The 14421-nt window shown below is 73.1% G+C and carries 20 protein-coding genes; 19 read left to right on the forward strand and 1 reads right to left on the reverse strand.

Annotated elements, in window-relative coordinates; translation table 11 throughout:
* The first annotated feature begins 12 nt into the window (after positions 1 to 12).
* From GGE06_RS39280 to GGE06_RS39340, 13 genes are all read left to right on the forward strand, one after another.
* Positions 13 to 186 carry an acyl-CoA carboxylase epsilon subunit gene (locus tag GGE06_RS39280; protein ID WP_184933057.1) on the forward strand — a complete coding sequence of 58 codons (174 nt, stop codon included), beginning with the start codon at positions 13 to 15 and terminating at the stop codon, positions 184 to 186.
* 78 nt (positions 187 to 264) lie between these two features.
* Positions 265 to 522 carry a DUF6059 family protein gene (locus GGE06_RS39285; protein WP_116157725.1) on the forward strand — a complete coding sequence of 86 codons (258 nt, stop codon included), beginning with the start codon at positions 265 to 267 and terminating at the stop codon, positions 520 to 522.
* Between the two features lie 95 nt (positions 523 to 617).
* Positions 618 to 2366, forward strand: a complete 1749-nt coding sequence (locus GGE06_RS39290; protein ID WP_181924435.1) for a fatty acyl-AMP ligase — start codon at positions 618 to 620, stop codon at positions 2364 to 2366.
* Positions 2367 to 2384: 18 nt separating this feature from the next.
* Complete coding sequence (locus tag GGE06_RS39295; RefSeq protein WP_184933058.1) at positions 2385 to 4187, forward strand: acyl-CoA dehydrogenase family protein; 1803 nt, start codon at positions 2385 to 2387, stop codon at positions 4185 to 4187.
* Entirely contained in the window at positions 4184 to 4504 is a 321-nt protein-coding gene (locus GGE06_RS39300; protein WP_116157722.1) for an acyl carrier protein, read from the forward strand. The genes GGE06_RS39295 and GGE06_RS39300 overlap by 4 nt, the downstream gene beginning before the upstream one ends.
* On the forward strand, positions 4501 to 4818 hold the full coding sequence (locus tag GGE06_RS39305) for a phosphopantetheine-binding protein (protein ID WP_116157721.1): 318 nt from the start codon (positions 4501 to 4503) through the stop codon (positions 4816 to 4818). Before GGE06_RS39300 ends, GGE06_RS39305 begins: the two co-directional genes overlap by 4 nt.
* Complete coding sequence (locus GGE06_RS39310) at positions 4819 to 5721, forward strand: 4'-phosphopantetheinyl transferase family protein (protein WP_116157720.1); 903 nt, start codon at positions 4819 to 4821, stop codon at positions 5719 to 5721.
* A 145-nt stretch (positions 5722 to 5866) separates the two neighbouring features.
* Entirely contained in the window at positions 5867 to 6697 is an 831-nt protein-coding gene (locus tag GGE06_RS39315) for an AfsR/SARP family transcriptional regulator (protein WP_116157719.1), read from the forward strand.
* 125 nt (positions 6698 to 6822) lie between these two features.
* A complete protein-coding gene (locus GGE06_RS39320; protein WP_184933059.1) occupies positions 6823 to 7575 on the forward strand; it encodes a thioesterase II family protein in 753 nt (250 codons plus the stop codon).
* Between the two features lie 38 nt (positions 7576 to 7613).
* Positions 7614 to 8444 (forward strand): AfsR/SARP family transcriptional regulator, encoded by an 831-nt coding sequence (locus GGE06_RS39325; RefSeq protein WP_116157717.1) that lies wholly within the window; start codon positions 7614 to 7616, stop codon positions 8442 to 8444.
* A 40-nt stretch (positions 8445 to 8484) separates the two neighbouring features.
* Positions 8485 to 8748 (forward strand): acyl carrier protein, encoded by a 264-nt coding sequence (locus tag GGE06_RS39330; RefSeq protein WP_116157716.1) that lies wholly within the window; start codon positions 8485 to 8487, stop codon positions 8746 to 8748.
* A complete protein-coding gene (locus GGE06_RS39335) occupies positions 8748 to 9128 on the forward strand; it encodes a SchA/CurD-like domain-containing protein (RefSeq protein ID WP_116157715.1) in 381 nt (126 codons plus the stop codon). The genes GGE06_RS39330 and GGE06_RS39335 overlap by 1 nt, the downstream gene beginning before the upstream one ends.
* A gap of 10 nt (positions 9129 to 9138) precedes the next feature.
* Positions 9139 to 9585, forward strand: a complete 447-nt coding sequence (locus GGE06_RS39340; protein ID WP_116157714.1) for an anthrone oxygenase family protein — start codon at positions 9139 to 9141, stop codon at positions 9583 to 9585.
* A gap of 50 nt (positions 9586 to 9635) precedes the next feature.
* Here GGE06_RS39340 and GGE06_RS39345 read toward each other — a convergent pair whose 3' ends face one another.
* The gene (locus GGE06_RS39345) at positions 9636 to 10016 is read right to left on the reverse strand and encodes a SchA/CurD-like domain-containing protein (protein ID WP_116157713.1); all 381 of its coding nucleotides are present in this window, start codon (positions 10014 to 10016) and stop codon (positions 9636 to 9638) included.
* 163 nt (positions 10017 to 10179) lie between these two features.
* Here GGE06_RS39345 and GGE06_RS39350 point away from each other — a divergent pair, with 163 nt between their 5' ends.
* The 6 genes from GGE06_RS39350 to GGE06_RS39375 are packed head-to-tail and all read left to right on the forward strand — an operon-like array spanning position 10180 to position 14408.
* Positions 10180 to 10515: a TcmI family type II polyketide cyclase gene (locus tag GGE06_RS39350; RefSeq protein WP_116157712.1), complete on the forward strand. Its 336-nt coding sequence runs from the start codon at positions 10180 to 10182 to the stop codon at positions 10513 to 10515.
* Entirely contained in the window at positions 10512 to 10958 is a 447-nt protein-coding gene (locus GGE06_RS39355) for a cupin domain-containing protein (protein WP_312883467.1), read from the forward strand. The genes GGE06_RS39350 and GGE06_RS39355 overlap by 4 nt, the downstream gene beginning before the upstream one ends.
* Positions 10955 to 12244, forward strand: coding sequence for a beta-ketoacyl-[acyl-carrier-protein] synthase family protein (locus GGE06_RS39360; protein ID WP_147321053.1), 1290 nt, complete (start codon positions 10955 to 10957; stop codon positions 12242 to 12244). Before GGE06_RS39355 ends, GGE06_RS39360 begins: the two co-directional genes overlap by 4 nt.
* A gap of 2 nt (positions 12245 to 12246) precedes the next feature.
* Entirely contained in the window at positions 12247 to 13470 is a 1224-nt protein-coding gene (locus tag GGE06_RS39365; protein WP_116157711.1) for a ketosynthase chain-length factor, read from the forward strand.
* Positions 13471 to 13488: 18 nt separating this feature from the next.
* A complete protein-coding gene (locus GGE06_RS39370; RefSeq protein WP_116157710.1) occupies positions 13489 to 13950 on the forward strand; it encodes an SRPBCC family protein in 462 nt (153 codons plus the stop codon).
* On the forward strand, positions 13947 to 14408 hold the full coding sequence (locus GGE06_RS39375) for an anthrone oxygenase family protein (protein ID WP_184933060.1): 462 nt from the start codon (positions 13947 to 13949) through the stop codon (positions 14406 to 14408). The genes GGE06_RS39370 and GGE06_RS39375 overlap by 4 nt, the downstream gene beginning before the upstream one ends.
* Positions 14409 to 14421 lie beyond the last annotated feature (13 nt).

The raw sequence follows: 14421 nt of genomic DNA on the forward strand, positions 1-14421 counted from the left end.
AGACACCCGACGATGTTCGACCTCCGCATCGAACGCGGCACACCCACCGCCGAGGAACTCGCCGCACTCACCGCCGTACTGGCCGCCCGCCTCGCCGCCGCCGACCCGCCGCGCGCACCCACGCGCCTGCCGGGCCCGCGCCTGCCGGAGTACGAGTCTCCCCTGAGCTGGCAGCGCGCGGCCTGAGTACGACTTGAGCGCCTGGTGCGAGGCTGTTGCAGCTCCATCCAGGCCCCCACCAGCCACGTACGAGGAGGAGGAACCATGTCGCCCGTCACCGAGCGCTCCCTGGCCGGCTTCCTGCGGCAGCTTGCGATCCTCGGGGTGATGTACGGCTTCATGCCGCCCCCTTCGGTCATAGCCGAGCTGCTGGGCCCCCCGAACGAGGCACGGGTGCGCCGCCCGCCCGGGGCGGCCCACCCCGAGAAGGTCGTCGTCGACCGCCCGCTCAGCGAGGCCGAACGGGGGTTGGCGCGGCAACTGCGCCGGGTGCGCGTGCTGTCCCGGCTGAAGGGCTGGTGAACGGAGCGGACGCGGTCCCCCCGGCTTCGAGCCGGGCTTGAGCGATGGCACACACGCTCGACTGGTGCAGGGAGACCGGACGTAGAGGAGTTGTGGTGGCCAGAGCTGCTGATTTCACCGACCTGCTGCTTCGCCGGGGCGCGGAGCTGGCGGACCGCGAGGCGTACCGTCTCACCGGGGACGGCGACGACGTCATGGTCACCTACGGCCGGCTGGACCGCACGGCGAAGGGGATCGCCTCCCGGCTCCAGCAGCACCGGCCGGGCGGGTCGCCGGTGGTGCTCTGCCACGGCGACACCGCCGGCTTCCTGCCCGCCTTCCTGGGCTGCCTGTACGCCGGGGCGATCCCCGTCCCCGCACCCGTCCCGAGCGGCACCCGGCAGTCGGTCGAACGGCTGGTCGGCATCCTCAAGGACGCCGCCGCCGCGCTCGTGCTCACCGACACCCACCACGCGCCGGCGGTCTCCCAGCTGCTCGCGGCGGCCGGCCAGTCGCACGTCCCGTGCCTGGCGACCGACCGCCCGCACCTGGGCGACCCGGACACCTGGGAACGCCCCGCCGTCCCGCCCGACCAGCCGGCGTTGCTGCAGTACACCTCCGGCTCGGTCAGCCGGCCCAAGGGCGTCGTGGTCAGCCACGCCCAGCTGCTCGCCAACCAGGGGGCCATCCAGCGCGCCCTCGGCACCGGCGAGGACTCCCGGTTCGGCGGCTGGCTGCCGTTCCACCACGACATGGGCCTGATCGGCCAGTTGCTGCACCCGCTGTTCCTCGGCGCCTCGACCGTGCTGATGCCGTCGCGCTCCTTCGCCCTGCGACCGCTCCGCTGGCTGCAGATGATCGACCGGTACGGCGTCACGGTCTCCGGCGCGCCCGACTTCGCCTACCGGCTGTGTGTCGAGCGGGTCACCGATCAGCAGGCGGCCGAACTCGACCTCACGCGCTGGGAGGCGGCCGTCAGCGGCGCGGAGTCCGTCCGGGCCGACACCCTGGACGCCTTCGCCGCGCGGTTCGCCCCGGCCGGCCTGCGTCCGGAGGCCCTGCGCCCCGGATACGGCCTGGCCGAGGCCACCCTGCTGGTGGCGGTCGGCGGCACCGGCCCGCGACCGGCCCGGCGCACCGTGGACGCCGCCGCCCTGGCCGACAACCGGATCGAACCGACCGTGCCCGGACGGCCGTCCCGCACCTTCGTGCCCGTCGGCCCGGTGATCGACGAGGTGGAGGCGCTGATCGTCCACCCGGAGACGCTGTGCCCCCTGCCGGAGGGCGAGGTCGGCGAGATCTGGCTGCGGGGCAGCAGCGTGGCCGGCGGGTACTGGAACCGCCCCCTGGAGAGCGCCGAGCTCTTCCGGGCCGCACCGGCCGGGGCCGCCCCGGAGGAGGACGGCTATCTGCGTACCGGCGACATGGGCTTCCTCGACGACGGCGAGCTGTTCGTCGCCGGCCGGCTCAAGGAGGTGCTGGTCGTCGCCGGGCGCAACCTCTACCCCCAGGACATCGAGCAGCAGGTGCAGAGGCTCAGCGTGCTGTTCGGATCGGGGGCCGCCTTCGCGGTGGGGGAGGAGCAGGACCAGGTCGTCGTGGTCCAGGAGGTGCGGACCAGCACGAGCGGAGGGGCCGAGGAACTCCCCGCGCTGGCCGACACCGTACGGAGTTGCGTGGCCGAGGAGTTCGGCATCGCCGTGCAGCACGTGCTGCTGGTGAGGCCCGGCACCGTACGGCGCACCACCAGCGGCAAGCTGCGGCGCACCGCGATGCGCCAGCTGTTCCTCAGCGGCCGGATCAAGCCGCTGCACGCCGTGGCCTCCGGCCCCGTGGCGACGGTCGGCCGACCGGGCCGTCCCTGAAGGTGAGAGAGGGCAGCCGTGGGCGAGCAGGAGCAGGAGGTACGGCGACGGGTCGCCGAGCTGGAGCGCGGATTCGGGAATCCCGCCGACGCGGACAACCCGGTCGGCACCTCCGCGTTCGTCGCCGCCGACGCCCGCGGGAAACCCTTGGCGGCGGCCGAGCTGCTGCTCGAACGGTACGGTCTGAACGCCGAGTTCGTACCCCGTGACCTCGGCGGCCGGTTGACCGGACTCGACACCCTCGCCCGGGTGACCCGGGTGGTCTTCCGGCGCGACGCCGCCCTCGGCCTCGGCCACGGCATCACCAGCTTCCTCGCCGCGGTGGTGGTCTGGGCGGCCGGCAGCCCGGAGCAGCGGCGGACCGTGGCCCGCCTGTTGCTCACCGGGCACCATCTCGTCTCCGCGTACCCGGAGTTGGCGGCCGGCAGCAGCTTCCTGTCCAACGAGCTGACCGCCACCGCCACCGCCACCGCCGGCGACGGATCCGGCGGCTTCCGGATCAGCGGACGCAAGGAGGCGCTCAACAACGTCGAACGGGCCGCCGCCCTGGTTCTGTTCGCCCGCACCGGTACCGGCCGGCACAGCCACTCCGCGTTGCTCGTGGAACGGGACGCGCTGCCCGCGGGCGGCGTCACCGCGCTTCCCCGGCACCGGACCTCGGGCATCCGCGGCTGCCAGGTGGCGGGGATCGGGTTCGACGACAGTCCGGTGCCGGCCGACGCGCTGATCGGCGAGCCCGGACGCGGACTGGAACTCGTCCTGCGGATCTTCTCCGTGACGCGCGGCGTCGGCCCCTCCGCGGCCCTCGGCTGCGCGGACACCGCACTGCGCACAGCGGTCGCCTGCGCCGTGGACCGCGGCGTGGTGGGCGACGCCGCCGACGACGACGTCGCCGGCCCGCAGCGCCTCTCGCACGCCAGGAGCACCCTGACCGGCGCCTTCGTCGACCTGCTGCTGTGCGACTGCCTGGCACTGGTGGCGACCCGCGCGGTCCATCTGGTCCCGGAGGACGCAGGACTGTACGCGGCGGCCGTCAAGTACCTGCTGCCGCAACTGCTCACCGACACCTCCTACGAGCTGTCGACCCTGCTGGGCGCCGACTTCCACGCCCGCAACGGCGCGTACGCCGCCTTCCGCAAGAACGTCCGCGACCTGCCGATGATCGGCCTCGGCGCGGCCGGCTCCGCGGCCTGCCGGGCCACGGTGATCCCCCAACTGCCCCGCCTCGCCCGCACCGCGTGGTCCGCGTCCGCCGCCGCGCCCGTGGACGGCCTGTTCCGGCTGGAGGCCGACGGGCTGCCCCCGCTGGATCTCGGCCGGCTCAGCCCGGCGGCCGGCGGCGACCCGCTGGCCGCCTCCCTGGCGCTCGCCGCCGACGCCCCGGACCCCGAAAGCGACCGGCCCGCCGAACTCGCCCGGCTGCTCGCGGGGGAACTCGCCCTGCTCCGGGACGGCTGCGCGGGGCTCGACCGGGACGGCCGCTCCGCGCTCGGCGACCCGCGCGGCCACGCCCTGGCCGAGCGCTACGCGCTGATCCTGGTCGGCGCCGCCTGCCTGGGCGTCTGGCGCCACCAGCGGTCGGCGGGCACCGGTTTCCTGGCCCGCCCGGAGTGGCTGGAGGCCGCTCTCACCCGGGTGCTGCGGCGCCTCGGCACCACCCTGCCGAAGGCCACCCCCGACCACGAGGAGCCGCTGCTCGCCGAGGTACTGGCGAGGTACCGCGAGCACCGCAGCTACGACCTCTACGACACACCCCTGGCCGGTGCCCCCGGCGCACCCGGAGCAGAGCGAGAGGCACGAGAGGAAAGGGAAGACCGATGACCCACCGGACGTGGCACGGGCGGCACCTGGTGCTCACCGCGCTGGACGGTACCGAGTACGAACTGCACGCATGGCTGGGGGAGCGGCTCCAGGCGGGCGCGCCGCCCGGAATCCGCGGGGACGACGCCGGCCGGCCGCTGCTCGACTTCGGAATGGACTCCGTGCGGCTGCTCGGCCTGATCGGCACGCTCGACGAGGTCTTCGGACTGGAGCTGGAGCCCGACGAGATCTACGCGTCGGAGACGGTGGGGGGCCTGGCCGCACACCTCGCGGACCGGGCGACCGCCGCGGGCCGCGGCGGGCGGGCCACGTCATGACGGTCGGCACGACCACCGTCGGCACGGTCGCACCGAGGCTGCGCCTCGCCCTGCTCGGCGTCAGCGGAGTGACACCGGAACTGCTCGACGGCGACGCGCCCGAGGAGGACGACGGCGCGCTGGACGAGGAGCTCCAGCTGGTGGACGACCTCGACTTCGACTCCGTGATGCTGCTGGAACTCAAGTGCCAGCTGGAGCAGCGGTTCCCCGAACTGGGCGAACTGTCGATGCCGGAGATCCTGCCCGAGCTGCGCACCGTCGGCTCGATCCTCGGACTCCTCACCCGGCGGCTCGCCGCGGTAGGGGCGGTCTGAATGGTCTCCCCACTGGACCCGGTGACCGACCCGCGGATCCTGCGGGTGTTCGCCCGTCCGATCCAGGTACGCGGACCGGACGGTCCCTGGGCGGAGGTGCGCGAGGCGATCTCCCGGCACGGCAGCGCGCTGGTGCACGCCCGGCTGGACGACTGGCTGCCCGCCGACCTCGGCGACCCCGGCCTGTCCGAGCAGCTCGGGCAGGACCACGCCCGTTTCCGGCGCATGCGGCACCCCACGGTGAAGGCCCGGTTCGTGGCCTCCCGGCTGATGCTCAAGCACACCGCCGGAGCGGTGGTGGGCGAGCCGCCAGGGGCACTGGAACTGGCCTACAAGCTGGGCGGACGCCCGTATCTGCGCGGTCACGAGCAGCTCGACATCAGCCTGACGCACACCGCCGACCTGATCGTGGTCGGGCTCACCCGACGGGGCTGGATCGGGGTCGACGCCGAGCTGAGCGACCGCCGGATGACCGGCCTCGGCACCGAGGGCCAGATGTGCACCCGGCACGAGCTGGAGGAGCTGGCGAAGCTCCCCGAGGACGCGCGGAACAGCGCCCTCGTCCGGCTGTGGACCCTGAAGGAGGCGTACAGCAAGGCCATCGGCCAGGGCATGCGGTTCCGCTTCACCGAGTTCGGCTTCGGGCCGCAGGACCGTCACGCGCGGGAGGTGCTGCTCCCGGACGGCTCGCCCGGTACCGGCGAGGAGTGGAGTTTCCACACGTGCGAGGTGCGGGGGCGCTACACGATCAGCGTCGCCCTGTACGACGCCGGATTCGGCGAAAGCGGCGACGGTCTCGACGCCCTGCGCGTGTCCGGTGTGCTGCTGGCGGAATTGTTGACGGGACCATCATCCGGTGGTCGGCCGGAATCAGCCAGTGCGGAGTTCACGCCCGCCACATGAAGATCTCACCTCCGCCCGCAGACGCACACTCCTGTCCGACTCCTGAAGATCTCACTGTTCCCGGCACGCTCCCCGTGCCACGATCCGGAATGACCGGACGCACCCGCAGCCCGGCAGATCGCGGAAAGATACGGGGGAGCCACGAATGGAAATTCAGGTGCTGGGCCCACTGACCGCTGCCGTGTCCGGAGGGTCCATCGTCCCGACGGCCGCCAAGCCGCGCCAGATCCTCGCGCTGCTCGCGCTGAACGCCAACCGGGTCGTGTCGGTGGCGCAGTTGATGGAGGAGCTGTGGGGTTCGGACCTGCCCCGCAGCGCCGCCACCACGCTGCAGACCTACATCCTCCAGCTGCGCCGCATGCTGCGTGCCGCCGCCGCCCGCAGCGGGCTGCCCGGTGGCGCCGAGCACGTGCTGGCCACCCGGCACGGCGGCTACGTGCTGGAGGTGGCGCCCTCCGCGGTCGACGCGAACGAGTTCGACCGGCTGACCGCCGCGGGCCACGCCGCGTTCGGCGCGGGCGACATGGAGCACGCCTCCGCCCTGCTCGGCGCGGCCTCCGCGCTGTGGCGCGGCTCGGTCCTGGTCGACGTGCGGCACGGATCCCAGCTGCGCATCGAGGCCACCCGCCTGGAGGAGTCCCGGATCGGGGTGCTGGAACGGCGGATCCGCGCCGACCTGCGGCTCGGCAGGCACCACGAGGTGATCGGCGAACTGTCCGCGCTGACCGGACACCACCCGCTGGACGAGGCGCTCCACGCGCACCTGATCGTCGCGCTGTACCGGGCCGGCCGCGCACCCCGGGCGCTCGGGGTGTACCGCCAGTTGCGTGAGACGCTGATCGAGGAGATCGGCCTGGAGCCGTCCGCCGTGCTCCAGCACCTCCAGCGGGCCATCCTGCGCGGCGAGTCGGTCGACGACTACGGCCTGGAGGGCACGGCACCCGCCATGCCGGCCCGGGGCAGCCTCGCCGTGTGAGACGGCCCGTACGCCGAAGACCCTTCGATCGCTTCTCCAGTTCATGTCCAGTGACCTTCCAGAGTCCTTGGCCACCATCGTCGGGCACTGCCTCCCGGTGGTGCCGACGGGGCGAAGGAGGCCGCGTGAACCGGTATTTCGCAGCCAGACCGCGGGACGGGGCGCCACTTCGGCTGTTCTGCTTCCACCACGCCGGGGCCGGGGCCATGGCCTTCGCCGGCTGGGCCGGCCGGATCGGCCCGCAGGTCTCGGTGGTACCGGTCCGGCTGCCGGGCCGGGAGAGCCGGCTCGGCGAAGCCCGGATCACCGATGTCGCCTCGCTCTTCGACGAGTTCGACGAGCACCTCGGCCCGCTCCTCGAACAGGGCCCGTACGCCTTCTACGGCCACAGCCTGGGCGCCCTGGTCGCCTACCGTTTCGCCGAGCACCGGATCGGCTCCGGACGACAGGCGCCCGTCGGCGTGGTGGTCGGCGCCTGCATGCCGCCCGACCTGCCCAATCCGCTGATCGGGGCCGGCCACCTGGACGACGAGGCGCTGCTGGCCCTGCTGTCGTCCTTCGGCGGGGTGCCCGAGGAACTCCTCGCACGCCCCAAGTGGCTGCGCGAGATGCTTGCCACCACCCGTGCCGACCTCAGCCTCGGCCGGGCGCTCCGCGAAGGGGCCCGTACCCCGTTGCCGTGCCCGATCTGGGCGTTCGCCGGGAAGAGCGACCGAGTCGCCACCCCGGGCGCCGTCGCCCAGTGGGAGCGCTGGACCACCTCGTCCTTCCGCTTCCGCACCCTGGCCGGCGGTCACTTCTTCGTCCGCGACGACGAACTTCCCCGGGTGCTGGGCGAGTTGCTCGCCGAGGAGCACCTGTTCGCCGCCGCTGACTGACCCCGGCACCACCGCGAACCTCGAAGGGAGAAGGCGATATGGATATCGGCCTGCTCGGCCCGCTCCGGGTCGACCAGTCGGGGGTGTCCGTCGTGCCGACGGCCGCCAAGCCGCGCAAGGTGCTGGCCCTGCTGGCCTGCCGGGCGGACCGGCTGGTCTCCGTGGAGTCACTGATCGAGGAGGTCTGGGGCGAGGACCCGCCGCGCAGCGTCCAGACCACCCTGCAGACGTACGTGCTGCAGCTGCGCGGCTGCATCTCCGCCGCGCTGGACGGGCAGCTGCCCGCCGATCTGCCGCTCGGCTCCAAGAGCGTGCTGGTCACCGAGCCCGGCGGCTATCTGCTCGACACCCAGGGCGGCACGCTGGACAGCGCCGAGTTCGACCGGCTCGCCCGGCGCGGACACTGCGCGATGGAGGCCGGTGACTGTGTGACCGCCTCCGCCGTCTTCCGGCAGGCGCTGGCGCTGTCACGCGGGCCCGCCCTGGTCGACGTGCAGTGCGGCCCGCTCCTCGAGGCCGAGGCGCGCGCCCTGGAGGAGTCCCGGCTGAGCATCCTCGGCCGGCGCATCGAGGCCGACCTGCGGCTCGGGCGCCATCACGAACTGCTCGGCGAACTGGCGGGACTCTGCGCCCAGTACCCCCTGCACGAGGGCCTCCAGGCGCAGTTGATGATCGCCCTGTACCGGGCCGGACGCCGCAGCACCGCCCTGGAGACCTACCAGCGCCTGCGCACCCTGCTCAGCCGCGAGCTCGGACTCGATCCCTCCCCCGAACTGCGCGAGTTGCAGAGCGCCCTGCTGGAGGCCGACCCGGCCCTCGCCCTGCCGCCGCAGAGCCCCGCCTCCACCCGGCTGCTGCGGGCCATCTGAGCTTTCGCCCGATCCCGTCCATCCCTCAGGAAGGTGCCCGATGAGCACGTTCACCCTGCCCGAGCTGATTGCGAAGCTGCGCGAGTGCGCAGGCGACAGCGACACCTACGACCTCGACACCGACGACGTCATCGACGTCCCGTTCCTCGAGCTCGGCTACGACTCCCTCGCCCTGCTCCAGGTCACCGGTGTCCTCGACCGGGAGCTCGGGATCGAACTGTCCGACGACGAGGTGGCCGCCGTCGAGACCCCCCGGCTGTTCCTCGGCCTCATCAACGACACCCTCGGTCTGCGAGCCGCGTGATGCCGTACGCAGCGATCACCTACCGGGTCAAGCCCGGCCACGAGGACGAGATAGCCGCGGTCTTCGCGGACTTCCAGCGGGTCGACACCCCCGACTACACGGCCGAGGACGGCGGTTCCGCCGGGCGGCTGCTCGGCACCGGCGTGTTCGTCAAGGACGACGTCCTCGTCCGGGTCATCCACTACGAGGGCGATTTCGCCGCGATCGGCCGGCACATGGCGGCCCAGCGCGGAGTGCACGTGCTGGAGGAGCGGCTGGCCCCGTACCTCGCCGAGGAGCGGGACACCACCACCGCCGAGGGCTTCGCGGCGTACTTCCGCGACGCCGTCATGCGGCCCATCGCCCAGCTCACCGTGGACACCCATCCGGCCCGGCGCTGAGGGACGGCCCATGACCACGGTACTGGGCGTGCTGGCGCTGCTCGGCAGCGGCGTCACCGCCGGAGTGCTGTTCGCCGTCGCGCTGAGCGTTCTCCCCGCGCTCTTCGCGATGCCGGCCGGCACCTACGTCTACGCGCACCAGCTGCTGGGCCGGAACTGGGACCCGACCATGCCGGCCATCGTCCTCGGTTCGACGCTGGCGGACGTCCTGTGGGCGGTGTCCGGAGACGGGGGAGTGCCGGCCGCGGCGGCGGCCGTCCTGCTGCTCGGGGTCTCCGCCGTGTCCCACCTGTGCAACGTCCCGATCAACCGCCGGGTCAAGGCCGTCACCGACCCGGAACGGCTGCCCGCCGACTGGACGGACCCGCGCCCGCTGTGGCGGCGATGGCACCTGCTGCGCTGCGCTCTCGCGATGGTGGCGCTCGCCCTCAACAGCGTGGCGGCACTGCACGGTTGACGGATCGGGCCGGCCCCCGGGGAGGGGGCCGGCCCGATCCGCGCGTACGGTCAGGACGCCGCGGGCACGTCCCGTACCGAGATCTGTGCCACCGTGCGCAGCAGGCTGCGCCGGAAGGTCGCGACGAACCCCTCGACGGTGTCGGTGTCCCGGGGCCGGGTCAGGTACGGCTTCAGCTTCCGTTCCACCTCGCGCACCCCCGGCTGGGACGCCATGTGACGCGCCACCGCGTCCAGGTCGCCCTCGTACTCGATGACCCGCACCAGGGTGTCGTCCCGGAGGAAGACGGCCGTGGCGAGGATGCGGCCGGCGTCCTGCCCGCCCGCGTCGCGCACCCGGTCGGACGTCACGCGGCGGAAGCCGCCGAAGATCTCGGCGAGTTCGGCCTCGCAGCCGGGCTTGATGTCGTAGGTGATGGCGGCGAATGGCATGGGCTCGCTCCACAGGTCGGCACACGGGACGCCACGATGCCAGCACCCGCGACTCGCGTTCGCCTCAAGTCCCTTGTCTGGACGCGTACTTGAGCCGGTCTCCAGGTTGCCCGGGGACAGTCTGGCATGTCGGTGTCGGCACCCCATCCCCAGGAGGACAGCAGTGCACCGCACCTTGATCGTCGCCCGGCTGAAGCCGGGCAAGGCCGATGACATCGCGAGCATCTTCGGTGACTCCGACGCGACCGAGCTGCCCCACCTGGTCGGCGTCTCCCGACGCACCCTGTTCCGCTTCCACGACCTGTACTTCCACCTGGTCGAGGCCGATCAGGACATCTCGCCGGACCTCTACAAGGCCCGCAGCCACCCGCTCTACCAGGACATCAACAACCGTCTCGCGGCCTGCGTGAGCCCGTACGACCCGGACTGGAAGGAGCCCAAGGACGCCATGGCGAGCCCGTTCTACGTGTGGACCAAGGACGAGGGGCGGCTCCAGTGACCGACACCGACCGCACCTCCATCACCCGTACGGTGAAGGTCTCCGCCGGACAGGTCGAGGCCAACACCAGGCGCGGCGGCGACATGCGGGTGACCCTCAGCCCGAAGACCGTCGGCTGCACCTCCGGCTTCGGCGGCACCCTCAGCCTGGCACCCGGTGACCACGTCACCGAGCACTACCACCCGTACTCCGAGGAGTTCCTCCACGTCACCACCGGTGAACTGGAGATGACCCTGGACGGCAGGCCGGTGCGGCTGACGGCCGGGGACTCCCTCCTCGTCCCGATCGGCGTGCGCCACCGCCTGGTGAACACCGGCACCGAGACGGCCGGGTGCGTCTTCCACCTGTCCCCGCTGGCGCCGCGCCCCGAGCTCGGGCACGTCGACACCGAAGCCGTCCGGAACCCGGAGGCGGCCAACCCGCGGGTGGGTGGCGGCACGTGAGCGGCGGCGGTGAGCGTCGCGCGGTGATCACCGGCATCGGCGTGGTGGCGCCCGGCGGCGTCGGCAGGGAGGCGTTCTGGCAGCTGCTCACCGAGGGCCGGACCGCGACCCGCCGGCTCAGCCTCTTCGACCCCGCCGAGTTCCGCTCCCAGGTCGCCGCCGAGGTGGACTTCGACCCGGCCGGCGCCGGTCTGACCGCCAGGGAGATCCGGCGCATGGACCGCGCCGCCCAGTTCGCCGTGGTGTCCGCCCGCGAGGCCATCGCCGACAGCGGACTCGACCTGGCCGCCGTACGCCCCGAGCGGATCGCGGTCGGCCTCGGCAGCGCCGTCGGCTGCACCATGGGCCTGGAGGAGGAGTACACCGTCCTCAGCGACCAGGGCCGGAACTGGCTGGTCGACCACGAGTACGGCGTCCCGCACCTGTACGGCTACATGGTGCCCTCCACGCTCGCGGTCGAGGTGGCCTGGGCCGCCGGCGCGGAGGGCCCGGTCTCCCTCGTCTCCACCGGCTGCACCTCCGGCATCGACGCCGTGGCGCACGCCGTCCAGCTGATCGAGGAGGGCAGCGCCGACGTGGCGCTGGCCGGTGCCACCGACGCACCGATCTCCCCGATCAGCGCGGCCTGCTTCGACGCGATCCGGGCCACCACCGCCCGCAACGAGGACCCGGAGCACGCCTCCCGGCCGTTCGACCGTGACCGCGCCGGGTTCGTGCTCGGCGAGGGCTCCGCCGTCCTGGTCCTTGAGGAGAAGGCGGCCGCCGAGGCGCGCGGCGCCCATGTCTACGGTGAGATCGTCGGCAGCGCCGGGCGCAGCAACGCGCACCACATGACCGGCCTGAAGCCGGACGGCCGCGAGATGGCGGAGGCCATCGGCATCGCCCTCGACCAGGCCCGCCTGGACCCGACGGCGGTCGGCTACGTCAACGCCCACGGCTCCGGCACCAAGCAGAACGACCGGCACGAGACCGCCGCCTTCAAGCGGGCCCTCGGGGACCACGCGTATCGCGTCCCGGTCAGCTCGATCAAATCGATGATCGGGCACTCGCTGGGCGCCATCGGCTCCATCGAGGTGGCCGCCTGCGCGCTCGTGCTCGACCGGCAGGTGGTGCCGCCGACCGCCAACCTGGAGAACCCCGACCCGACGTGCGACCTGGACTACGTCCCGCGCACCGCCCGCGAGCACCGCACCGACGTGGTGCTGACGGTCGGCAGCGGCTTCGGCGGGTTCCAGAGCGCGATGGTCCTGGCGCGGCCCGGGACGGTCGCCCACGGGAGGAGCTGACCATGTCCAACGGGCACCGCCCGCCGGTGATCACCGGCATCGGCGTCACCGCGCCGACCGGGCTCGGCGTAGAGGCCCACTGGGCCGCCGTGCTGGCAGGCAAGTCCGGCATCGACCGGATCAGCCGGTTCGATCCCACGCCCTACCCGGTGCGGCTCGCCGGCCAGGTGAGCGGTTTCAGCGCCGCCGACTCGGTGCCCAGCCGGGTCGCCCGCGAGACCGACCACTGGACCCACCTCGCCCTCGCCGCCGCCGAGGCCGCCCTGGCCGACGCCGGGGCCGACCCCGCCACGCTGCCCGAGTACGAGATGGCCGTGGTCACCGCCAGCTCATCCGGCGGCACCGAGTTCGGCCAGCACGAGATGGAGGCGCTCTACCAGCACGCGCCCGCATGGGTCGGCGCCTACCAGTCCATCGCCTGGTTCTACGCCGCGACCACCGGGCAGCTGTCCATCCGGCACAAGATGCGCGGCCCGTGCGGCGTGCTCTGCGGCGAGCAGGCCGGCGGACTCGACGCCATCGGCCAGGCCCGCCGGCTCACCCGGCGCGGCGCCCGGCTGGTACTCACCGGCGGCACCGACGCCTCCCTGTGCCCGTACGGACTGAGCGCGCAGCTGTCCACCGGCAGGCTCTCCACCGTCGTCGACCCGGCCCGCGCCTACCTGCCGTTCGACCGCTCGGCCGCCGGCTACCTGCCCGGCGAGGGCGGCGCGATCCTGGTTCTCGAGAGCGACGCCGGAGCCACCGAACGGGGTGCAGGACAGCGGTACGGCACCGTGCTCGGCTACGCCGCCGGCTTCGACCCGGCCCCCGGCTCCGACCGGCCCCCCGCGCTGCGGCGCACCATCGAGGCGGCTCTCGTGGACGCCGGACTGAGCCCCGGCGACATCGACGTCGTCTTCGCCGACGGCGCCGGCACGCCCGCCGAGGACCTCGCCGAAGCCCGGGCGATCAGCGCGGTGTTCGGCCCGGGAGCCGTACCCGTCACGGCGCCCAAGGTGCTCACCGGCCGGCTGTACGGCGGCGGCGCGCCGCTGGACGTGGTCACCGCGCTGCTCGCGCTGCGCGACGGCGTCGTCCCGCACACCGCCGGCGTCGAGCAGCTCGCCCCCGGCTGCGACCTCGACCTGGTCACCGACGAACCCCGCACCACACCGCTGCGCCGTGCCCTGGTCCTGGCCCGCGGCCACGGCGGCTTCAACTCAGCTGTCGTCCTCGGACGTTGACGAAAGGTTGGCGCACCCATGGCAGGCCACACCGACAACTCGATCCTCATCGACGCACCGCTGGAGACCGTCTGGGAGATCACCAACGACCTGGAGAACTGGCCGAACCTGTTCAGCGAGTACGCCGCCGCCGAGGTGCTGGAGCGCGACGGCGCCACCGTCACCTTCCGGCTCACCATGCACCCCGACGAGAACGGCACCGTGTGGAGCTGGGTCTCGCGCCGCACCCCCGACCCGAAGAGCCGCACGGTCGAGGCGTACCGGGTGGAGACCGGCCCGTTCGAGTTCATGGACATCCGCTGGGAGTACACCGTCGAGGACGGCGCGGTGCGGATGCGCTGGATCCAGGACTTCCACATGAAGCCGCAGGCCCCCGTGGACGACGCGGGCATGACGGAGCACCTCAACCGCAACACGGCCGTCCAGATGAAGCTGATCAAGGACAAGGTCGAGGCCACCGCCCGCCGTGAGCCGCGGTGACCGCGGTCCTCGCCCCCCTGGTGGTGCTCCTCAGCGGTCTGGGCGCCGGGGTCCTGCTCGGCACCCAGCTCGGCGGCTGGCCCCTGCTCGCCGCCCTGCCGCCCGACCGCTACGTCCACGCGCACGCCTTCTTCGCCACCCGCTACGACCCGGCGATGCCGATCTGCCTGCTGGGCACGCTCGTCGGCGACCTGGTGCTCGCCGTCGGCGGCGGGCAGCCCGCGGCCCGGCTGCTGTACCTGGTTGCCGCGCTGCTCGCCGCCGCCACCGTCACCATCTCGCTCGTCAAGAACGTCCCCATCAACCGGTGGATCCAGGGCGTCGACCCCGGCCGGCTCCCGGAGAACTTCGACGAAGTCGACCCGCGCCCCGTCTGGGGCCCGTGGAACCGGCGGCGCAGCGCGCTCGCCATCCTCGCCTTCGCCGCCAACTGCGCCGCACTGTCCGTCCTGCTCTGACGCACCCATCGCC

It is taken from the genome of Streptomyces nymphaeiformis (assembly GCF_014203895.1).
Classification (GTDB): Bacteria; Actinomycetota; Actinomycetes; order Streptomycetales; family Streptomycetaceae; genus Streptomyces; species Streptomyces nymphaeiformis.